Here is a 20775-nt window from a genome sequence, read left to right on the forward strand (position 1 = left end):
ATGGGCGCGTTGCGCAGCGCTTAATATAATCTGATAGTAATAGTCAACTTTGAGCCCGATGGTTGTCCACGGGTCTCCGGCTCACCGCGCGAAGGCCAGTTTGCGCGTGCCCGAAGGCTCCGCCAGGACGTCCATTGGGATGCCGTAGATGGCCTTGAGGCAGGCCGGTGTCATGATCTCGGCCGGGGCGCCGCGGGCGACGAGATGCCCCTGTTTCAGCGCGATGATCTCGTCGCAGAAGCGCGCCGCCATGTTGATCTCGTGCAGGACGACGATGACGCCGACGCCGCGGCGATCGCAGAGGTCGCGCACCAGCGAGAGGACCTCGATCTGGTGGGCGATGTCGAGGGCCGAGATCGGCTCGTCGAGCAGCAGGTAGCCGGCATCCTGGGCGACCAGCATGGCCAGCCAGACGCGCTGGCGTTCGCCGCCCGACAGGCTTTCCACGAAGCGATCGGCGAAGGCCGTGGTGTCGGTCAGCGCCATCGCTTCTTCGACCTTGTCCCGGTCGGCGGGCCCGAATCGGCCGAGGGCGCCGTGCCAGGGGTAGCGGCCGAGCGCGACCAGTTCGCGCGCCAGCATGCCCGGCGCGAGCGGCGTGTGCTGCGGCAGATAGGCGATCCGGCGGGCAAGTTTCCGGTCACCCCATGCGTCGAGTGGGCGACCGTCGAAGGCGATGGCGCCGGTGGAGGGGCGAAGCTGACGGGCGAGAAGTTTCAGGAGCGTCGATTTGCCGGAGCCGTTGTGACCGACGAGCCCGGTCACCGTGCCCTGGCCGAGTTCGAGCGACAGCGGCGCCAGCAGCGTGCGCGCCGGAACGCTGAAGCTGGCAGCGTCGAGGGTGAAGGCGGCGGTCATGATGTCGAACCTCTTCGGCCGAGAAGGATCAGCAGGACGGGGGCGCCGACGAGGGCGGCGACCAGCCCGGTCGGCAATTGGTAGGGAAAGGCGATGGTGCGCCCGAAGAAATCGGCGACTGCCATGATCGCCGCACCGGCCAGCGCCGCGACGAGCAGCGTCGGCAAGGGGCGGCGGATCCCCAGCATGCGGACGACATGCGGGGCCATCAGGCCGACGAAGGTCAGCGGTCCGATGATCGGCGTGGCGGCGGCGGTCAGCAGTGCGGCCAGCACCAGAAGGCAGGGTCTGGCATAGGCCAGCGGCACCCCGAGCGCGGCGGCCTGCCGGTCGCCGAGCGGCAGGATCGCCAGCCAGCGCAGCACCGGCAGGCTTGCTGCGACGAGAACGAGGCCGGCAATGGCGATGGGGATCGCGTCGGCCATGGTGAGGCCCTGCGTCGAGCCGCCCATCCAGTCCACGAGGATGAAGGCGCGGGGGTCGCCGCCGGCCGCCAGCACCCCGACAAAGGCATCGAGAAGGGCATTGAGCGCGATGCCGGCGAGAAGGATCGTCTCCGGCGAAAAGCCGGTGCGCCGGGCATAGACTATGATCGCCACAAGGACGGCGAGGCCGCCGAGGCTTGTCACCAGGCTTTCGCCGAGAAGGCCGAGATCATCGAAGACGAACAGCGACAGCGCGAAGGCGAAGGCGGCGCCGGCACTTACGCCCAGAACCTCCGGGCTGGCCATCTCGTTGCCGGTGAGGCGCTGCAAGATGAAGCCCGCGACCGCGACCATGGCACCGGCGGCGGCCGCCGCGATGAGGCGCGGCGCGCGCCAGGGTAGGATCTCCGTCCAGGCATCCGGGGGCAGGATCTGCCAGGCACCGGTCGCGTCGCGTCCGAGAAAGAGAACTGCCACGAGAGAAAGGGCGAGGGTCACGCACAGGGCAAGCCTGAGGGCAGGGGAGAAGCGGGCGGTTGCCTGCGGGACGGAGGCTTCGAAGGGCGGGCGGACGCTGGCGCGCAGGCGCGGCAGGAGAAAGAGCAGCAGCGGCGAGCCGAAGATCGCGGTCACCGCGCCGGTCGGCAGGAATTCCGCCGAGACGCCCGACAGCAGCGTGACCGCACAGTCGGTCGCCAGCAGAAGCAATGCGCCGATGATGCTCGACCAGACGAGCCGCTCACCGAACTGCCGGGCACCGGCCAGACGTGCCAGGATCGGCGCGACGAGGCCGATGAAGCCGATGACGCCGACCGCGCTGGTCACGAAGCCGGCGAGGAGTACGGCGAGGCCGATCGCGCCGATCCTGATCCGGGTGACGTTCAGGCCAAGCGAGGCGACGCTGGCATCGCCGAGTTCCAGAAGCGACAGCGGCCGCACCAGCAGCCACGCCGGGACGACGAGAACGGCGAGCCGCATCGCCAGGTCGATGGTCGGCTGCCAGCTCTGCTGCGCCAGCGAGCCGGCGCCCCAGATGAACAGGCTGACCAGATAGCGGTCCTTGATCATGATCAGGATCGCCGACAGCGCGCCGCAATACAGGCTGACGACCAGACCGGCGAGAATCAGCGAGACCGCCGAGAAATTACGCCGCACCAGAAAGAAGACGATCAGCGTCGAGGCGACACTGCCGGCGATCGCCACCAGATCGCGTCCGAAGCCGAAAAGGGCCGGCGCGAACAGGGTCGCCAGGGCCAGCGCCAGCCGGGCACCGGCATCGATGCCGAGCGTCGTCGGCGCGGCGAGGGGATTGCGCAGCACCTGCTGCAGGATCGCGCCGGATGCCGACAGGGCGGCGCCGCACAGCACCGCCATCGCAAGCCGTGGCAGCTCGGCATGAAGGAACAGGATGCGGGCCGGATCGTAGCCGCCCGTCGGCGCGCCCGCCCATAATTGCGCGATCGGGCCGGCGACGACGGCGACCGTCAGCACGGCGGCAACAAGAGCCAGCGCCGCACTGAAACGGGCCGGGCCGGTCAGGCTCTGCGACAGGATCATGCGGGGGCGCCATCCCCGGCCTGGCCCGCTGGACCGGCGAGCGCCTCGGTGAGAAGCTCGGCAAAGCGCAGCGCCGAGGGCAGTGCGCCGAACATCAGCGTGGGCGGCAGCACGGTAACCTGTCCGGCCTTCACGAAGGGAAGCTGTCGCCAGAGCGGGCTGGCGCCGAGCGTCTGCATCAGGGTCGGCGGCAGCGGCTCGAAGGCGAAGAGCCGCACGTCTCTGGCAGTGGCCAGCGTCTCGACGCCGACGGTGGCAAATCCCCAGTAATTGGTCTCGCCTTCATAGGCGTTGGTCACGCCCAAGCGGTCGAGGACGGACTGGTAGAGGCCATGCCGGCCGAAGATCCGCGCATGGCGCGTATCCATGAAGGCGACGAGATAGACCGGCGGCAGGGACAGCCTGGCCAGCCGACGCGCGCAGGCCGCGAAGGTTGCGTCGATGTTCTCCATGAAGGCGTCGGCCGCGTCCTGGCGGCCGGTGCGTTCGGCCAGGGTGTGCGTCACGTCGCGGGCGCGCTGCAGGGGATCGGTGCCTTCCTGATAGATGGTCAGGCGCTCGACCGGCGCGATGCGGGCAAGCGCCGTCTCCTGGCGCGCGACATAGTCGGTGGTGAGGATCAGGTCCGGCTCGAGCAGCGCAAGGCGCTCGAAATTGACCTGCAGGCTGGAGCCGAGATCGGCGACGCCCGCCGGAAGCGCCGGTTCGACGACCCACTCGTCCCAGTCGCCTGCGGCGGTCTGGGCAATCGGGGGATGGCCGAGCGTCAGCAGGGTCTCCGTCAGCGCGTAATCGAGGGAGGCAATGCGGAGCCGGGGCGCCGGCATCACGGTCGCCCGGGCGGCGCGAACGGTGACGGCCGTCGCGGCGATTCCCCCCAGAAGCGCACGTCTGTCGATCACCATCGGGCCGCGGCCTTCGGCGTATCGTGTTGATTGGCCTTAGAGATTTTAATCATTCCAAATTCAGTGTCTTTTTCGCCACAGCCGCGACACAGTTCGCCGGCCCGGGACTTCGGCATGTCGGTTCCGGCACCGTCCAACCGCCTGATGCGCAGTCCATTGATGACTGCGAGGGCGGTTTCAGGCCGTTCGAGCCGTCATTCGCTTAATGTTGACTCTTCAATTCATGTTTATCTATCGCTCGGTCCGTTCCGAGGGCAAGGGGTCCTCGACAGAATGGATGTGCGACATGCGTAACTCACCGGCCGACCGAGGCTTCTCATCGAATGCGACCCGCCGCCTGGCGCGGTTTCTGTCCCTGTCGGCCGCGGGTCTCGCCCTCGCTCCGGGTTTGGCGCAGGCGCAGGACGCCCCGGTGGTGCTGGACACGGTGACGATCGAGGCGGCCGGCGGCGAGGCGGACGGCATGTTGGGCGGCGCGATTGCGGGAGCGGCGGGCGCCGACTACGCCGTGGACGGCTACGTCGCCGACACCACCGCATCGGCCACCAAGACCGACCTGCCGATCGTCAGGGTGCCGCAGATGGTTGCGGTGATCACCGAAGAGCAGCTCGACGATCGCAACGTCCAGTCGCTGACCGAGGCGCTGACCTATTCGGCGTCGGCGCGGGCGGGCGCCTTCGGCCTCGATCCCCGCTTCGATTCCTTCTACATCCGCGGCTTCGACGCGACCTATACGGGCGTCTTCCGCGACGGGCTGCGGGACTTCTCCAACAGCTTCCTCCTGAGCCAGGTCGAGCCTTACGGCCTGCAGTCGCTGTCGGTTCTGAAAGGTCCCTCATCGGGCCTCTACGGCTCGGCCAATGCCGGCGGCATCATCGACCTGACGTCGAAGCGGCCGACGACGGAGAGCTTCCGCGAGATCGGCGCCGAATACGGCACCAACAACCGCTACCAGGCGACCTTCGACGCCTCGGGGCCGCTTGGCGGATCGGGCTCGACCTTCTACCGGATGACCGGCGTCGCCCGCGATTCGGACACCGACAATCCGTTCGTGTCGGACGACGAGCTGCTGATCGCGCCGGCGATCACCTACGCGCCGGATGCCGACACCAGCTTCACCGTTCTCAGCGAACTGCAGCGGGTCCATACCGGCGGCACCGCGGCCTATGTGCAGGGCAACCGGGACGTGACCGACGTGCCCTATGCGGACCCGAACTTCAACGATCTCGACCAGACCCAGGGCCGCATCGGCTACGAGTTCGAGCAGCGCCTGTCCGACGTCTTCACCTTCCGCCAGAAGGCCCGCTACCAGGGCATGGATATCTACGGCGAGTATCTCTACCCGTACGGGGCGGCGGTGAACGGGATCCTCGACCGCGGCTCGGGCGTCGTGGCGCAGACGCTGCATGGCGGCGTTGCCGACACCCAGCTCGAGGCGAAGTTCGACACCGGCATTCTGCGGCACACCATGACCGGGGGCATCGACGGCTACTACACCGAGTTCACCAACAAGGAAGGCTACGGCACCGCGCCGTCCCTGAACCTTGCCAGCCTCGACTACAGCCGCGGCATCGCCCGCCCGGACTACACGGTCGCCGAGGAGCAGACCCAGCGCCAACTCGGCCTGTATCTGCAGGACATCATCGAGATCGATCGCCTGACCGTCGCGCTGGGCGCCCGCCACGACTGGGTGAAGACCGAGACCGCGACCGGCGCCCCCGGCGACCTGGGCGAAGCAGAGGACCAGAGCGACGATGCCTTCACGGGCCGCGTCGGCGTCAGCTACCTCTTCGACAACGGCATTGCGCCCTATGCCAGCTACTCGACGTCCTTCTCGCCCAATATCGGCCTGAACCCGGACGGCTCGGCCTTCGTGCCGACGACGGCCGAGCAGTACGAGCTGGGCGTCAAGTATCAGGTGCCCGACGTCAATCTGCTGGTGTCGGCGGCGATCTACCAGATCGAGCAGGAGAAGGGCGTCTTCCTGCAGCCGAGCGCCGATTTCTCGACCAGCGTGCAGGTGCAACTGGACAAGCTGCGCAGCCGCGGCTTCGAAATCGAAGCGGCCGCTGGCCTCACCGACGGGCTGAACCTGACCCTGTCCTATGCCTATCTCGACATGGAGATCATCGAGGGCGTGCCCGGCACCGAGGGCAACACACTGTCCTCGCGTCCCCAGCATACGGCAGCGGCCTGGCTCGACTACACGGTGCAGAACGGCTTCGCGAAGGGCTTCGGCATCGGCGGCGGCGTGCGTTTCGTCGGCGAGAGCTTCGGCAACGACCGCAACAGCTTCAAGAACGATGCGCGTGCCTATGTCGACGCGGCGCTGCATTACGACGTGCAGGCGGTCGAGGGGCTGCGCGTGCAGGTCAACGCCACCAACATCTTCGACGAGGATGCGGCCCTTTGCACCGAAGGCTTCTGCTACGCCGAGCAGGAGCGCCAGGTCGTCGGCAGTGTGCGCTACCGGTTTTGAAGGCTCGACGTCACGCAGCACGACATGCGAAAGGGGCGGCCCGGCGGGCCGCCCCTTTTCGTTCCAGGATGGGCCGGGGCCCCGCCGCGTCCGACGATCAGACCGAGACGTATTTGCGCCAGTCGTGCTCTTCCTTGAAGCCGAGGACCTCGCGGATCTTGCGGTTGGACAGCGGCGCCTCGTATTCACCGAGCTCCCGGGTGATCGGGATCTGCGGGCAATAGGTCTTCAGGAATTCGGCCGTCGGCATGGTGGCGGTGATGGTGTCGTTGGTGGCGTTGAACGCCTGGAAACCCAGCCCGTCCTTGGCGATCGCCAGATCGACCATCTGGCCAAGATCGCGGGCGTCGATATAGCTCCAGGCATTGCGCTTGCGCGACATCGGATCGGCGAGGAAGCCGGGGAACATGTCGTATTCATGCGGCTCGATGACGTTGCCGATGCGCAGGGCATAGATGTCGGCACCCGAGCGCATGGCGAAGGCACGGGCGGTCTTCTCGTTCAGCACCTTGGACAGGCCATAGCTGTCCATCGGGTCGATGTCGTAATCCTCTTCCAGCGGGAAGTGGTGGAAATCCTTGTCGCCCTCGGCGAAGCACACGCCGTAGGTCGTCTCGCTGGAGGCGATGACGATCTTGCGGATGCCGAGCTTCACCGCCGCCTCGATGACGTTGTAGGTGCCCATCGTGTTGACGCGGAAGGTCTCGTTGTCCGGCCGGATCAGCACGCGCGGGATCGCCGCGAAATGTACCACGGCGTCGATCGGCGCTGGCCCGGTGCCGGTGGCGAACTCGTCGAGCCCGAAATGGCTGGAGAGGGCGTTGTACATCTGCCCGCTGTCGGTGATGTCGGCATTCAGATTCTCGACGCCCTCATGCTCGAAGGGCACGAGATCGACATTCAGCACCTTGTGTCCCTTGTCGACGAGATAGGGGACGACGTGGCGGCCGGCCTTGCCGGTGCCGCCGGTGAAGACGATGCGCTTGCTCATTTCTGGAACTCCCTGTCGAAATCTCTTGGCGCCGGACGGAGGACCGCCTCTGCGGCCATGGCACCCGCAAGGCCGCCGGCGCCCCTTCCGCCGAGTTGGGGCGGATCGGTCCCGCGGCCAGTGCGCAGTCTGGTCCCTGCTGACTATTCCCGCAGTCTGAGATTGCGGATGCGGTCGAACAGCACCGCCAGAATGATCGCCCCGCCGATAAAGGCGCCCTGCCAGAAGGCGTTGATGCCGAGGAGGCCGAGGCTGTTGCGGATGACTTCGATCAGCGCCGCGCCGACAAGGGCGCCAAAGGCGGTGCCGACGCCGCCGGCAAGATTGGCGCCGCCGATCACCGCCGCGGCGATGACCTGCAGTTCCATGCCGGCGCCGATATTGGTCGTCACAGCCCCCAGCCAGCCGGTCTGGATGATGCCGGCGATACCCGCGGTCAGCGCCGAGATCATGTAGACCGCGACCTTGATCGGGCGCACCGGAACGCCTGTGAGGGTGGCGGCATGCTCGTTGCCGCCGATCGCGAAGACATGCCGGCCGAACCGGGTCCAGCGCAGGATGAAGCCGGTGATCAGCGCCAGCACGACCATGTAGATGACCGGGTTGGCGATGCCGAAGAAGAAGGCCCCGCCGCCCAGCGCTAGGAGCTGGTCGTGGTCCGGGCCGAACTCGAAGACCACCGTGTTGTTCGACACGACCATGGCGAGGCTGCGGGCCAGCGACAGCATGCCGAGCGTGACCACGAAGGGCGGAAAATCGAGATAGGCGATCAGAATGCCGTTGAAGGCACCGACGAGAAGCGCCGTGCCGATGGCCGCGGCGATGCCGATCTCGATGGAGTAGCCCGCATGCATAACCACGGCGAGCACCATGGAGCACAGGCACAGGACCGAACCCACCGACAGGTCGATGCCGCCGCTGATGATGACCAGCGTCATGCCCAGCGCGATGATGGCGGTGAAGGTGACGTTCCGGCTGATATTGTAGAGGTTCCTGCTGGTGGCGAAGGAATCCGTTGCAAGGGACAGATAGAGGCAGGCGGCCAGGAGCGCGACGACGACCCAGAAGGTCTGGCTCGCAACCATCGAACTCAGCCAACTCGGATGCTTGTGTTCGACGGGCTGTTCCAGCGTGAAAGCCATGGGGCGGTGTCCTGGTCGGCGTGGGGTGAAGGGAGCGGGCGGTCGACGGGGGTGTCAGCCCGCCTCAGGCATGTTCGATGGCGCCGGTGATGAGCCCGGTCACTTCCTCAGGGGAGCTGTCGGCGACGGGCTTGTCGGCGACCTTGCGGCCGCGGCGCATGACGATGACCCGGTCGGCGACGGTGAAGACGTCCGGCATGCGGTGGCTGATCAGGACGACGGTGATGCCCTGGTCGCGCAGCCGGCGGATGAGACTGAGCACCTCGGCGACCTGGCGCACGGAGATCGCGGCGGTGGGTTCGTCCATCAGAACGATCTTGGCATCCGAAAGCCGCGTGCGGGCGATGGCGACGGCCTGGCGCTGGCCGCCGGACATCTTCCGCACCAGATCACGCGGTCGCGTTTCGGATTTCAGCTCCGCGAAGATTTCGGCCGAGCGCCGGTACATGCCGGCATAGTCGAGAATGCTGAACGGCCAGACGCCGCGCCGCAATTCGCGGCCGAGATAGACATTGGCGGCGGCCGTGAGATTGTCGCAAAGGGCGAGGTCCTGATGGACGATCTCGATGCCGTGCTCGCGGGCCTCGACCGGCCGGTGCATGACCAGCGGCTTGTCGTTCATGCGCAGGGTGCCGTGGGTGGGGCGGAAGTTGCCGGCGATCATCTTGACCAGCGTCGACTTGCCGGCGCCGTTGTCACCCATCAGTCCGACGACCTCGCCCGGCATCAGGGAAAAGGACACGTCGTTGACGGCGTGAATGGCGCCGAAATGCTTCGATATGTTGCTGAGTTCGAGAACCGACACGTCAGACCATTCCCCCCGTTCCCGGCCGCCGTCCCCGTCCGGTCGCCGCGCGACGGCACGGCGATGCACCGGCTGCGGCAGCCGTATTCCGCTAGGGAATATGGGCGCATACGGTGCGTCGGCGCCGTCTTTCGAGGGCGATAAGGCACGCTCAGGGCCTCTCCGTCAACGACGCGCCGGAGCAAATTCGGCCAGAATCTCATTTTTTACTTCGTCAGGAAAAATGCGGTTGACCGGTTTTGCGTCGCGCGCTTAGATGACGCTCATTCGCTGCAAGCAAGTGCGGCGCAATAACTTTTATGGTGCGGTGCAGTTGTTTGTTCTGCCGCCGCCCGACGATCGCCGTCGGGTCGGCGCGACGCGATTTGCCATGTTCCGTGTGTCGGGATCGGAGCCTGGTCTCGTGGACAGACGGGGTTGCTTTGACGGGATGCAGGGCGTGACGAATTCGTTTGCGGCTTGACCTTCGCTGTCCGGATGGGCGGCGCCGGCATCTTCAAGGGCGCACGCGGGAGGCGCGCGCCGGATCGGCGGCTCAGGTCGGCTGCGCGGGCCATTGGTTCGGTCCGCCTTCGTCCCGGGGCTTTCATCACGCAGCAGGAACCGGATTGCGGACGCAGCGCCGCAGCCGCAAGGGAGCCGTCGTCCTTCTTGCGAGAGGCGCGGTCCATCACTGGGGAGGACGACATGAGAAAACTGACGTTACTGGCCGCAGCAGCGGTGACGGCGCTGGCGGTCGGGGCAGGACCGGCACTGGCCAAGAAGCAGTTGGTGATCGTGGTGAAGGGCCTCGACAATCCGTTCTTCGAGGCGATCAACCAGGGCTGTCAGAAGTGGAACGGCGAGAACCCCGATTCCGAATATGAGTGCTTCTACACCGGCCCCGCCTCGACCTCCGACGAGGCCGGCGAGGCGCAGATCGTGCAGGACATGCTGGGCAAGGCCGACACCGCCGCCATGGCGATCTCGCCGTCCAACGCCAAGCTGATCGCCCAGACCATCAAGATCTCCAACCCGACCGTGCCGATCATGACTATCGACGCGGATCTGGCGGAGGAGGATGCCGGCCTGCGCATGACCTATCTGGGCACGGACAATTACCTGATGGGCAAGCGGATCGGCGAATACATCGCCGAGGCCAAGCCCGACGGCGGCACGATCTGCTCCATCCAGGGCAATCCGGGCGCCGACAACATCCTGCGCCGCGCCCAGGGCATGCGCGACGCGTTGTCGGGCGAGGAAGGCCTGCCGGCGCTGGCCGGCGAGGGCGGCTGGACCGAGGTTTCCGGTTGCCCGGTCTTCACCAATGACGACGGCGCCAAGGGCGTTCAGGCGATGACCGACATCCTCGCCGCCAATCCCGAGCTCGACGCCTTCGGCATCATGGGCGGCTGGCCGCTCTTCGGCGCCCCGCAGCCCTATCGCGATCTCATCGGCCCCTATGCCGACCGGATCGCCAGCAACGACTTCGTCGTCGGCGCCGCCGACACGATCGGCGAAGAGGTGGCGATCGCCGGCGAAGGGCTGGTAACTGCGCTCGTCGGCCAGCGGCCTTTCGAGATGGGCTATCTGGCGCCCTCGGTGATGATCGACCTAATCGAGGGCAAGGATGTCGATGACCCGGTCTTCACCGGCCTCGACGAGTGCACCAAGGACACCGTCGACACCTGCATCCAGAAGTAACGCCGCAAAAGGGGGGGGCGCTCGGCCCTCCTTGACGGCCCACTGGCTGAGAATCCGAACGGGCGCCTGCGATCGATCGCGGGCGCCCGTTGCCTGTTGGGGCGAGCCTTTGCACCCGCCGGACGTCTCGACGCAGCCTCAGACGTCCCGGGCGGCGTCGGTTCTGGCCTGTTCGCGCAAGGGGGATTTCATCAGCTTGCCATTGGCGTTGCGGGGCAGGGGATCGGTGGTGAAGACGAAGCGGTCGGGGATCTTGTAGTCGGCCAGGCGCACGCGGCAGAAGGCGGCGAGAACGGTTTCGTCGATCTCGGCGTCGCGGCGGTGGACGAAGGCCTGGACCTTCTCGCCGAGGACCGGGTCGGGATAGGGCACGACGGCGACTTCGGCGACGCCCGGGTGGAAGGCGAGGACGTTCTCGACCTCGGCGCTGAACACCTTGTAGCCGCCGCGGTTGATCATGTCCTTCAGGCGGTCGTGGATGAACAGATAGCCGGCTTCGTCGAGCCGGCCGACATCGCCGGAGCGCCAGGCGCCATCAATGAAGGATTCGGCCGTCTTTTCCGGCAGGTTCCAGTAGCCCGGCACGACCATCGGCCCGCCGATCCAGACCTCGCCGGACTGTCCGCGCGGGACCTCGTGTCCCTCGCTGTCCATGATGCGGATATTGGCGCCGGGCACGGGCGCCCCGACGCTGGCCGGGCGGGCGATCTGGCCGCCGGCCGGCATGATCGTCGCCGGCGAGGTGGTTTCGGTGGCGCCATAGGCCTGGACGAGGTCGAGATTGGGGAGAAGCTGCGCCACCCGCTCGATGGTCGCGACCGGCATCGGCGCGCCGCCGAAGGAACCGACCCGCCAGTGGCTCAGGTCGTGGCGGGTGAAATCGGCGCGCAGCAGGCAGAGATTGTACATGGCCGGCACCATGATGGTGAAGGTCATGCGCTCGGCGGTCGCCAGCGCCAGGAAGGCATCGGCCTCGAACCGGGCCATCATGACCACGGCCCCGCCAACGCCGAGCAGGGCAAAGACGTTGGCAATCAGTCCCGTGACGTGACTGGCCGGCACGGCGACGATGGTGCGGTCGGCCGCAGTCAGTCGCATGCAGTGGCGATAGACCAGACAGGAATGGGCGATGTTGAGATGTGTGAGCATCGCCCCCTTGGGGTTCCCGGTGGTGCCCGAGGTGTAAAGGATGACGGCGAGATCCTCCTCGGCGAGCGGCACCGGCAGCGCGTCGGTCGCGAGCGTCTGCGAGGCCGTGGCAAGGATCTCGGCGAAGGGGTCGCGGGCGTCTTCGGTCGTGTCCGGTTCGGCGCCGATGGCCAGACGGCGCGCGCCTTCCGGCAGGCGGTGAGCTAGTTCAGCCTCACAGATGGTCAGTGCCGCGCCGCAATCGTCGAGAATGTAGGCGAGTTCCGGCGAGCTCGCCCTTGTGCTCAGGGGCACGATGACGATGCCGGCCCGCACCCCGCCGACGAGCGCGGCGACGAATTCCCAGCGATTGCCGACCAGAAGCCCGACGCGATCACCGCGCGAAATGCCCTCGGCCGTCAGGAGGGCTGCGACCTGATCCGCCATGACGCGCAGGCGGGCATGGGAAATGCGGACGCTGCCGCAGATGACGGCGTCGCCGTGCGGATTGGCGGCGGCCGCCGCCGCCAGCATGGCATCGAGGTCGCGGGGTCGGTCGGCGAAGACGTCGAGGGTGCGATCGCCGAAATGCGGCTCCTGCCGCAGGGCCGGCGCGTCGGGCCAGAAGCGATCGCCCTGGCTCACGCGGCCGCGTCCATGGCGTTGGCACCCCGCTCGATCCCGAAGACATGGTCGAGCACGGTGTGCGAATGGGTCATCTCCGACATGCTCATGACGATGGAGAGCTTTTCGCTCTTCAGCGCCGAGATGACGTCGGAGAGGCGCTGGGCCAGTGCCGGCGCGACACCCTCGAAAGGCTCGTCGAGCAGCAGCAGCCGGTGCCCGGCGGTCAGCGCCCGACCGAGCGCCACCATCTTCTGCTGGCCGCCCGAGAGCTGCAGCGCCTTGCGTTTCGCCATGCCCTTCAGTTCGGGCATCACCTCGTAGACGAAGTCGAGCCGCGCCTTGCCGTCGAGGCCGGAAATGACCCAGCTCGGCAGCAGCATGTTTTCTTCCACCGACAGTTCGGGGATCAGGCCGCGGGTTTCCGGCATGTAGCCGATGCCCTCGGCGGCGCGGGCGTGGACCGGCTGCTTGGCCATGTCCTGCCCGTCGAAGCGGATGCGGCCCCTGGAGACGGCGGCGATGCCCATGATGGCGCGCATGACGGTGGTCTTGCCGGCGCCGTTGCGGCCGGCCAGCCCGACCATGGCGCCGGGCTCGACGCTCATCGAAAAACCGCGCACGGCCTCGACCGGGCCGATCTTCACCTGGATGTTCTCTAAGGTCAGCATGGTCTACCTCGCCGTTCCGGTGACGAATTCCTGGACCTTGGGGTCGGCGAGAACGCGCTCGGGCGTGTCGTCGGCGATGATGTCGCCGGAATAGAAGGCGAGCACCCGGTCGGCGTAGCGGGTGACGACCTCCATGTCGTGCTCAACGAAGATCACCGCCGCCTTCTCGCCGGCGAGCGCTGCCATCACCCGGTCCATCAGCGGGAACTTCTCCTCCGAGGAGACGCCGGAGGTCGGCTCGTCGAGAAGCAGCACCCGCGGCTGGCTGACCAGCGCCATGGCGATGTCGATCAGCTTGCGCACGCCGCCGGGCAGTTGCTCGACCGGCTGGTCGGCATAGTCGGTGAGGCCGAAGCGGGCGAGCATCTCCAGCGCGCGATCGACGTTCTGCCGGTCATGGACCGGGCGGAAGAAGGACGCCTTCTGCCTCGACGCGATGGTGCCGGCGACGATCAGATTGTCGACCGGGGTCATGGATTCGCACAATTGCGGGATCTGGAAGGAGCGGCAGACGCCCATCCGGCTGATCCGCCGCGGCGAGAAGCCGACGACGTTGTCGCCGTAGAGCAGGATCTGGCCGGAATCCGGCTTCATGTAGCCGGTGACCATGTTGACGAAGGTGGTCTTGCCGGCGCCGTTCGAGCCGATCAGCGACAGGCGGGCGGCGGCCGGAACCTGCACGTCGAGGTTGTCGGCGGCGATGACGGCGCCGAAGGCCTTTTTCAGCCCCTTCACGTGGAGGACGATCTCTTCGCTCATCGGGCGGCCTCGCCTTCGAGGGACGACACGGGCTTTGCGTTGCCGGGGGTCTGCGTCTCGGCGCGCTTGACCGGGCGGGCCCAGAGCGAGCCGAAACCCTTCGGCAGGAACAGGATCACCAGGAGCAGGAAGATGCCGAGGGCCATCTGCCAGCTGTCGGGGAAATACTGGTTGGCGAAGGAGCGCACGAGTTCGGTCAGGAGCGCGGCGCCGAAGACGGCGATGACGCTCATATAGCCGCCGAGGATGGCGATGAAGACGACCTCGCCAGACGTCGTCCAGTAGCTGAAGAACGGGTCGATATGGCCGAGCGCCAGGCCGTTCAGCGTGCCGCCGAGGCCGGCCAGCGTGCCGGCGATGATGAAGTTGCGCTGGGTGACGGAAAACACCGAGGCGCCGAGATACTCGACCCGCAATTCGTTCTCGCGGGCGGCCAGTGCGACGAGGCCGGGACCGCTGTCGAAATACATCCGGCAGAGCGCCGCGGACAACGCGGCCACGCCGACGGCCACGCCGTAGAGCGCGAAGTCGGACGCCGCCTGCGCCGGGGCGAAGCCGAGGAAGGTCGGCTCGGGTACGTTGAAGCCGTCGGAGCCGCCGATGGCGGTGGACTTGGCGAGGACGCCGTAGAGTACCATCGACAGGGCCATGGTCAGCATGGCGAAGAAGATGCCGCGATAGCGCGCCACGAGCGGCGAGATGATCGCCGCGACGAGGCCGCCGGCCAGCCCGCCGACGGCGAGAAGCACGAAGACGTCCTCGATCCCGACATGCAGGGCGACGAGGCCGGCGACATAGGCGCCGACGCAGTAGAACATGCCCTGGCCGAAGGAGACGAGCCCGCCGCGCATCAGGGTGACGATACCCAGCGCCACCAGCCCGAAGGCGGCGACCTTGGTCAGGGTGAAGAGGAGCCAGAGCGGCAGGACGGCGCCCAGGGCGATGAGGGCTACCGCGGCCACGAACGCGACGGCCAGGATACGGGTCGTGGTTGTCATATCTTGCGTGCCTGAACCGGAGTGAAGAGGCCTTCGGGCCGGAAGATCAGCACGATGACCATCACCAGATAGATGATGAAGATCTCCGCTTCCGGCGCCTCGTAGACGGCGAAGGATCGGGCCAGCCCGACGATCAGGGCGCCGATGGCCGCGCCGGGAATGGAGCCGAGGCCGCCGATGATGACGACGGCGAAGCTGACGACGATGACGCTGACGCTGATGCCCGGCTGCACCGAAATGAGCGGGCTGGTGAAGGCGCCGCCGAGGGCCGCGAGGAACACGCCGAGGCCGAAGGCCAGAAGGTAGATGCGGGCAATGTTCACCCCCATCGCGGCGCTGACCTCGGGCTCGTTGATCACCGCGACGGTGACCTTGCCGATGCGGGTGCGGTGCAGGCCGAGCCAGACGCCGAGGCCGCAGACGATGGCGAGGCCGATCAGGGCGAGGTCGTAGCCGACATAGAACAGGCTGCCGACCTCGACATTGCCGAGGAGGTTGCGCGGCTCGAAGACGTAATAGGGGTCGACGCCGAAGACCATCTTGGTGGCGTCCTCGAGGATGAGGAAGACGGCGTAGGTGACAAGGAGGATCAGCACTTCGTCGCGGCCGTAGAACAGGCGCAGCAGGCCGCGCTCGATGAGCGGCGCGATGACGATGGCGACCGCCAGGGCGGCGATGAACATGGCGATCAGGCTGAAGGCGGGCGGCAGGCCCCAGCTGGCGAAGAAGGGCACCGCAACGGCGGCACTGTAGGCACCGAGCGCGTAGAGCCCGCCATGGGCGAAGTTCAGGATGCGCAGGACGCCGAAGACCAAAGTCAGGCCGAGCGCGACGATGAACAGCCACGAGGCGTAGATCAGGCCGTCGAGAATGATGGTGAGGACGATGTCCATCCGGATGTACCCGCTGCTTTACGACGCTGGTATGCGAACCGGGGCGCGTGGCCCCGGTCCGGCGATGGTGAGCGCGAGGGTCAGTCGCACTTGGCTCCCTCGAAGCCGCCATTGATCCAGTCGAGACCCTTGGCGTCTTCCGGTGCGTTCACGCACCGGGCGGGAAAGCGGATGACGTCGCCGAGGATGATGTCACCGGCGTCGTTCTTGACGGTGCGGCCGAAGCCAATCTGCTGGATCGCCTGATGACCGTTGCCGTTGGTCATCTCGATCAGGCCGCCGGGGCTCTCCCAGCTCAGGCCTTTCATGGCGGCGGCCAGCTCGTCGCTGTTCGGCTTCTTGCCGCCATTCTCGGCCATCGCCTTTTCGACGGCGGTCTTCAGGCCGAGGATCGCCTGCGCCATGCGGTAGGGTGCCTGGACCGGGAAGACATCGTATTTGGTCTCGTAGATGTCCTTCCACCACGTATCGAGCTCGCTCTCGGGGGCCATGTAGCCATAGGCGCCGCGGGCACCGATGATCACGCCTTCGGGCATGGTGTTGCCGAGCGGCGGCAGCACGTGGTCGGAGGCCGACAGCACGGCCTGGCTGCGCTGGAACAGGCCGCGCGGCAGCGCCTGCAGGATCAGCGCCTGAAGGTCGCCGCCCCACAGCGAGGAGTGCACCACATCGGCGCGCTTCTGCATCAGGGCCGAGATCTCGGTGCCGTACTGGCCGGCGCCGAAGGCCGGGAACAGCTCGGCGGTGACCGTCGCGTCCGGATAGACCTGGCTCATCGCCGCCTTGAAGTCGGCCCAGCTGTCCTGTCCGAAGGCGTAGTCCTGGTTGATGCCGGAATAGGTCGAGACCTCTTCGCCGAGCGCCTTCAGGTAAAGGGCGAGGCCGACATTATCCATCGTCGCATTGGCGGCGGTGCGGAAGACGTAATCGTAGTCGTTCTCCTCGAAGATGCGGGGGGTGCCGCAGTCGTAGAGGATGGTGAACTGCTTGAGCTCGTCGGCGACCGGCGCGACGGCGAGACAGTCGCCCGAGCCGACATAGCCGACCACGGCGTCGACCTTCTCTCGCTGGACGAGATTGCGGTACTCCTGGACCTGGGTGGTGGCGCCGCCGGCCTCGTCGAGCACCACGGCCTCGATGGTCATGCCGCCGAAGCCCTTGGTGGCGTAGGGCGCCGGAGCCTCGCCGGCATTCAGCTTTTCGATCAGCACCTGGCCGCCGTTCCAGGCAGGCACGCCGAAGCTCTGCGCGGCCTGGCCGGACAGGAAGGTCACGACGCCGATCTTGAACGTCTCCTCCTGCGCCGTGGACGGGGCCGCCCATCCGACGACGATGGCGGCGGACATGACGCCGGCGAGAAGCCGGGCCGTCCTGGATTTCGGGGTCTTCGACATGAACACTTTCCTCCCTTTGCTGCTTGCTTGTGCGTGGGGCCGGGCCGCAATGGTCCGGCTATCGTCCCTGTGTGCCGTCCGCCGCGCTCTCCTCACCGACCGTTGCGCCGGGATCGAGCCCGGCCACCAGCCATCCGCGTCGGAAGTCCTCGATATGCCGGCGCATCCACAGGACGGCGTCGGCGACGTTGCCGGCCTTCAGGGCGTCGAGGATCGCCGCATGGGCGGTCACCAGTCGGTGACCGGCACCGGGCAGCTTCGGCAGCATCCGCTCATTGGCCGGAAACAGCAGCATGGCCGCCGGCTCGCGGGCGAGCTGCCAGGCGATGTTGCCGGTCGCCTCGGCGACGAGGGCATGAAACTCGATGTCCCAGGCGGTGAGGATTTCGCCCGCCTCGACCGCGGCCCGGGTCGCCTGCAGATTGGCTTCCAGCGCGGCGATCTGATCGGGGCCGATCGCGCGGGCCGCTTCTCCTGCGGCGGCCGGCTCGATGGCGTGCAGCAGCGCCCACAATTCGTCGAAGGTGACCCGCTGCAGAAGAAGCGCGCGGCTGGCACGGGTGCTCAGGTCGCCGGCCCGGGGCGCGGCGGCATAGAGCCGGCGCCCGTCACCGCGTTCGGCCAGGCCGCTCTGCTCCAGAAGCCGCAGGCCTTCTCGCGTTGTCGAGCGATGTACGCCGAACTGGGCGGACAATTCGCTCTCGGTCGGCAGGCGGTCGCCGAGGCGCAGACGGCCTTCCAGAATGGCTCGCTCGATGCTCTCGAAGACCAGCCGATAGGTCGGCGTGCTCCCGACGGCCGAGAACCGGGTGTCCGTCTGCTGCGATCCGTCCGGCTCTCCCAGGCCGGACGGTCCGGTTGCGACGGATCGATGCGACGCGGGCGTCGTCAATCCAGTCTTCCTCCCTGTGGGCCTTTGGGCCCGACGACGGTTTCCTCATCCGCCTTGTTTGTCGGACAATCCGTCTTTGCCACAGGTCGGTCAAGTAACCATCAGGCATAAATCCGCACTGCACTGCACTTGCTGCGTTGCAAATTTACGTTCGCAAGGAGTGGTGTTCCCCTGATCAAAGAGGAGGCGCGGTTTCTGCTGCAATGCACTTGCGGCGGCGCACGCATGGCGCGATTTATGTTGTGACGGACAGGGGACGTCGCGACGACAGGGAGAGGGTGAGGGGAAGAATGGGCCCTGCGGGCCGTGTCAGCCGTGGATCCGCATCGCCGGAAAGCGCAGCCGGACGGTGAGGCCGCGCGCGCCGAACTCGCGACCGATCCGGCCGCCGAGCTCGCGCTCGATATTCATGTTGATCAGGCGTGTCCCGAAACCCTTGCGGGCCGGTTCGAAGGCGGTGAAATCCTTCGCCCCCTGCTCGATCCAGTCGATGGCGACCTCGTCGCCCTCGCGCCACCACTCGACGCGCAATGAGCCGTCGCCATCGGCAACCGAGCCGTATTTGAGGGCGTTGGTCGCCAGTTCGTGGAAGGTCAGGCCCAGCGACTGGGCTGCCGTCGCATCGACCTCGATGGTCGGGCCGGCGAGGGCGCAGTTGCGCATGTCCTCGCCGAAGACCTGGCCGAGTTCGGCGGCCAGAAGATCGCCGATGCGGGCGAGCTTGCGGTCGGATTCGGTGAGGAGTTCCTGCGAGGTCGTCATCGCTGCGAGCCGGGCGCTGAACGAGGCCATGAAGGCGTCGAGATCGGCCGAGTAGCGCGCGGTCTGTCGGGCGATCGCCAGGATCCGCGTGATCGAGTTCTTGATGCGATGGTTCATCTCGCGCAGCAGGAGATCCTTCTGATCGAGGCTGCGCGCGTTGGAATCAGCGAGGGCGGCGACGGCTTCGGCGCGCCGTGTCTGCGACAGGACGAGCAGTGCCATCAGCACCGACAATGCCACGCCGACAAGCGCGAGCAGCAGGGCCGGCAGGTCCGAGGCCGTGCGGGGAAACGCCGTGCCGGGCGCAAGTTCGATGACCCAGCGGCGGCCGGCAAAATCGACCTCGCGGACCGTGGCGAAATCGGTCGCGAGGCTGGAGCTGCGCGCCTGACCATAGGCGACGAGCAGCCGATCCGGCGCGACCTCGGTGTCGTAGACCTTGGCATGGACCGGCAGGTCGCGACCGGCGGCCAGAGCGGCCGAGACCAGATCGCCCGCCCGGAACGGCGCATAGACGAAGCCGCCGGTGCGGCGGATGGCGTCGCCTTCGTCGGTGCCGTCCTCAGCCTCGCGCAGCGGCAGGTAGACGAGGAAGCCCGTCTGCCGGTTCTCGTCGATCTCCTGGACCAGCTGCACGGGCGCGGTGGCGGACGGCCGGGACGTGCGGGCGGCGCGGCGCATCGCGTCCCGGCGCGTTGCGTCGGAGAACATGTCGAAGCCGATCGCCGCGAAGTTGCGGCGGTCCTGTGGCTCCAGCAGCAGGATCGGCGTGCGGACCGTCTGGTCGGTCTCCGTCGGCCAGACGCCGCGGTCGAGGCCATAGCTCGCCGCGATGGTGCTGGCAGTCTCGCCGGTCTGGGCGACTGCGATGGCGTCGGCAAAGCCGATGCCCTGGATGCCGTCGTAGCGGCCGTCGAGATCGAGTTCTCCGATGAAGGCGGCGAAGCTGTCGCGGTCCCGCCCGGCATTGGCGACGCCCATATAGGCGCGGGTGGATTCCAGGAGCGAGACGTGCAGGTCGAGGCGGCTCTCGATACGGCCGACCGCATCGTCGGCGAAGCTCTCGAAGCGCAGCCGGTCGCTCTCCGTGCTCGACCGCCAGACGAGGGCCGCAAGCGCGAGCGCGAAAGCGCAGGAGACGACCAGAATGGCCGCCGGAACGAGATGCTTGCGCAAGAGGCGAGACCCGGATCGGAGCAGATCGGCTTCCCTATAGTGCAGCTCTCGCGGCGGGAAGTGTGATCCGGCCCCTTTTCGGCCGAAAAACGTTCTTCTTAAGGCTGAAAGCGGCGGTTGCCGGTTAGGCGCGGCTTTTCCCATGCCGGCCCGGCACACGGGGAGGCGATATCGCCGGTTGCGGAGGCATGGCCGACGCCTTGGCATGGGGCTGCCAACCGGTCAGAAGGAAGCCGGGCGGGGGGACGGGAACCGAACGGATCCCGCGTCCATGATCATAGCAAGAGGGAGGAGCCGCAATGCTCTACGACGTTCGCACCTACAGCTGCCGGCCGGGCACCATCAAGAAGCATCTGGCGCTTTACGAGGCGCATGGCTACGGGCCGCAGAGCCGGCATCTGGGCGAGCCGCTGGCCTACATGGTCACCGAGACCGGCCCGGTGAACTCCTACACCCATATCTGGTGCTACGACGACGCGGCCGACCGCGAGGCCCGGCGCGCCGCGCTGCAGGCCGATCCGGACTGGCAGTCCTATCTCGGCAAGAGCGCCGAGGCCGGCTATCTGGTGAGCCAGGAGAACAAGCTGATGACGCCGGTGGCCTTCGCGCCCGCCAAGCGCTGAGCCTGTCCCG

General features: G+C 67.2%; 17 protein-coding genes. 3 read left to right on the forward strand and 14 right to left on the reverse strand.

Annotation, left to right across the window (positions count from 1 at the left end; all coding sequences use genetic code 11):
• Positions 1-81: 81 nt before the first annotated feature.
• From SI859A1_RS03260 to SI859A1_RS03270, 3 genes are read right to left on the reverse strand one after another with little or no spacing between them, the layout of a single operon-like run.
• On the reverse strand, positions 82-858 hold the full coding sequence (locus SI859A1_RS03260; protein WP_009208436.1) for an ATP-binding cassette domain-containing protein: 777 nt from the start codon (positions 856-858) through the stop codon (positions 82-84).
• The gene (fhuB, locus tag SI859A1_RS03265) at positions 855-2840 is read right to left on the reverse strand and encodes a Fe(3+)-hydroxamate ABC transporter permease FhuB (RefSeq protein WP_009208437.1); all 1986 of its coding nucleotides are present in this window, start codon (positions 2838-2840) and stop codon (positions 855-857) included. The genes SI859A1_RS03260 and fhuB overlap by 4 nt, the downstream gene beginning before the upstream one ends.
• Entirely contained in the window at positions 2837-3745 is a 909-nt protein-coding gene (locus SI859A1_RS03270; RefSeq protein WP_009208438.1) for an ABC transporter substrate-binding protein, read from the reverse strand. The genes fhuB and SI859A1_RS03270 overlap by 4 nt, the downstream gene beginning before the upstream one ends.
• Before the next feature lie 286 nt (positions 3746-4031).
• On the opposite strand from SI859A1_RS03270, the gene SI859A1_RS03275 reads away from it, so the two are divergent.
• Positions 4032-6224 (forward strand): TonB-dependent siderophore receptor, encoded by a 2193-nt coding sequence (locus SI859A1_RS03275; protein WP_040326231.1) that lies wholly within the window; start codon positions 4032-4034, stop codon positions 6222-6224.
• Between the two features lie 97 nt (positions 6225-6321).
• On the opposite strand, the gene SI859A1_RS03280 is transcribed toward SI859A1_RS03275, so the two are convergent.
• From SI859A1_RS03280 to SI859A1_RS03290, 3 genes are all read right to left on the reverse strand, one after another.
• Complete coding sequence (locus SI859A1_RS03280) at positions 6322-7215, reverse strand: NAD-dependent epimerase/dehydratase family protein (RefSeq protein WP_009208440.1); 894 nt, start codon at positions 7213-7215, stop codon at positions 6322-6324.
• A 143-nt stretch (positions 7216-7358) separates the two neighbouring features.
• Positions 7359-8357 (reverse strand): ABC transporter permease, encoded by a 999-nt coding sequence (locus tag SI859A1_RS03285; RefSeq protein ID WP_009208441.1) that lies wholly within the window; start codon positions 8355-8357, stop codon positions 7359-7361.
• Positions 8358-8421: 64 nt separating this feature from the next.
• Positions 8422-9162, reverse strand: coding sequence for an ATP-binding cassette domain-containing protein (locus SI859A1_RS03290; RefSeq protein WP_040325138.1), 741 nt, complete (start codon positions 9160-9162; stop codon positions 8422-8424).
• Between the two features lie 687 nt (positions 9163-9849).
• On the opposite strand from SI859A1_RS03290, the gene SI859A1_RS03295 reads away from it, so the two are divergent.
• Positions 9850-10845 (forward strand): substrate-binding domain-containing protein, encoded by a 996-nt coding sequence (locus tag SI859A1_RS03295; RefSeq protein ID WP_040325140.1) that lies wholly within the window; start codon positions 9850-9852, stop codon positions 10843-10845.
• Positions 10846-10983: 138 nt separating this feature from the next.
• Here the strand turns inward: SI859A1_RS03295 and SI859A1_RS03300 are convergent, their stop codons facing one another.
• From SI859A1_RS03300 to SI859A1_RS03335, 8 genes are all read right to left on the reverse strand, one after another.
• Entirely contained in the window at positions 10984-12618 is a 1635-nt protein-coding gene (locus SI859A1_RS03300; protein ID WP_009208444.1) for a class I adenylate-forming enzyme family protein, read from the reverse strand.
• The gene (locus SI859A1_RS03305) at positions 12615-13268 is read right to left on the reverse strand and encodes an ABC transporter ATP-binding protein (RefSeq protein WP_009208445.1); all 654 of its coding nucleotides are present in this window, start codon (positions 13266-13268) and stop codon (positions 12615-12617) included. Before SI859A1_RS03305 ends, SI859A1_RS03300 begins: the two co-directional genes overlap by 4 nt.
• Before the next feature lie 3 nt (positions 13269-13271).
• The gene (locus tag SI859A1_RS03310) at positions 13272-14027 is read right to left on the reverse strand and encodes an ABC transporter ATP-binding protein (RefSeq protein ID WP_009208446.1); all 756 of its coding nucleotides are present in this window, start codon (positions 14025-14027) and stop codon (positions 13272-13274) included.
• Positions 14024-15025: a branched-chain amino acid ABC transporter permease gene (locus tag SI859A1_RS03315; protein WP_040325142.1), complete on the reverse strand. Its 1002-nt coding sequence runs from the start codon at positions 15023-15025 to the stop codon at positions 14024-14026. Before SI859A1_RS03315 ends, SI859A1_RS03310 begins: the two co-directional genes overlap by 4 nt.
• Positions 15022-15918 (reverse strand): branched-chain amino acid ABC transporter permease, encoded by an 897-nt coding sequence (locus tag SI859A1_RS03320; protein WP_009208447.1) that lies wholly within the window; start codon positions 15916-15918, stop codon positions 15022-15024. The genes SI859A1_RS03315 and SI859A1_RS03320 overlap by 4 nt, the downstream gene beginning before the upstream one ends.
• Before the next feature lie 80 nt (positions 15919-15998).
• Complete coding sequence (locus SI859A1_RS03325) at positions 15999-17312, reverse strand: ABC transporter substrate-binding protein (RefSeq protein ID WP_040325144.1); 1314 nt, start codon at positions 17310-17312, stop codon at positions 15999-16001.
• A 58-nt stretch (positions 17313-17370) separates the two neighbouring features.
• Positions 17371-18204, reverse strand: a complete 834-nt coding sequence (locus tag SI859A1_RS03330) for a FadR/GntR family transcriptional regulator (protein WP_202797859.1) — start codon at positions 18202-18204, stop codon at positions 17371-17373.
• 309 nt (positions 18205-18513) lie between these two features.
• On the reverse strand, positions 18514-20142 hold the full coding sequence (locus SI859A1_RS03335) for a CHASE domain-containing protein (RefSeq protein WP_009208449.1): 1629 nt from the start codon (positions 20140-20142) through the stop codon (positions 18514-18516).
• A gap of 299 nt (positions 20143-20441) precedes the next feature.
• On the opposite strand from SI859A1_RS03335, the gene SI859A1_RS03340 reads away from it, so the two are divergent.
• The gene (locus SI859A1_RS03340; protein ID WP_040325145.1) at positions 20442-20765 is read left to right on the forward strand and encodes an NIPSNAP family protein; all 324 of its coding nucleotides are present in this window, start codon (positions 20442-20444) and stop codon (positions 20763-20765) included.
• Positions 20766-20775 lie beyond the last annotated feature (10 nt).

Source organism: Aurantimonas manganoxydans SI85-9A1, from assembly GCF_000153465.1.
Classification (GTDB): domain Bacteria; phylum Pseudomonadota; class Alphaproteobacteria; order Rhizobiales; family Rhizobiaceae; genus Aurantimonas; species Aurantimonas manganoxydans.

Excerpts from the sequence above, each read along its gene's own strand:
- SI859A1_RS03320 (WP_009208447.1), bottom strand. The coding sequence starts at position 15,918 with ATGGACATCGTCCTCACCATCATTCTCGACGGCCTGATCTACGCCTCG.
- SI859A1_RS03315 (WP_040325142.1), bottom strand. The coding sequence starts at position 15,025 with ATGACAACCACGACCCGTATCCTGGCCGTCGCGTTCGTGGCCGCGGTA.
- SI859A1_RS03285 (WP_009208441.1), bottom strand. The coding sequence starts at position 8,357 with ATGGCTTTCACGCTGGAACAGCCCGTCGAACACAAGCATCCGAGTTGG.
- SI859A1_RS03275 (WP_040326231.1), top strand. The coding sequence starts at position 4,032 with ATGCGTAACTCACCGGCCGACCGAGGCTTCTCATCGAATGCGACCCGC.
- SI859A1_RS03270 (WP_009208438.1), bottom strand. The coding sequence starts at position 3,745 with ATGGTGATCGACAGACGTGCGCTTCTGGGGGGAATCGCCGCGACGGCC.
- SI859A1_RS03280 (WP_009208440.1), bottom strand. The coding sequence starts at position 7,215 with ATGAGCAAGCGCATCGTCTTCACCGGCGGCACCGGCAAGGCCGGCCGC.
- SI859A1_RS03260 (WP_009208436.1), bottom strand. The coding sequence starts at position 858 with ATGACCGCCGCCTTCACCCTCGACGCTGCCAGCTTCAGCGTTCCGGCG.
- SI859A1_RS03340 (WP_040325145.1), top strand. The coding sequence starts at position 20,442 with ATGCTCTACGACGTTCGCACCTACAGCTGCCGGCCGGGCACCATCAAG.
- fhuB (WP_009208437.1), bottom strand. The coding sequence starts at position 2,840 with ATGATCCTGTCGCAGAGCCTGACCGGCCCGGCCCGTTTCAGTGCGGCG.
- SI859A1_RS03295 (WP_040325140.1), top strand. The coding sequence starts at position 9,850 with ATGAGAAAACTGACGTTACTGGCCGCAGCAGCGGTGACGGCGCTGGCG.
- SI859A1_RS03305 (WP_009208445.1), bottom strand. The coding sequence starts at position 13,268 with ATGCTGACCTTAGAGAACATCCAGGTGAAGATCGGCCCGGTCGAGGCC.
- SI859A1_RS03325 (WP_040325144.1), bottom strand. The coding sequence starts at position 17,312 with ATGTCGAAGACCCCGAAATCCAGGACGGCCCGGCTTCTCGCCGGCGTC.
- SI859A1_RS03310 (WP_009208446.1), bottom strand. The coding sequence starts at position 14,027 with ATGAGCGAAGAGATCGTCCTCCACGTGAAGGGGCTGAAAAAGGCCTTC.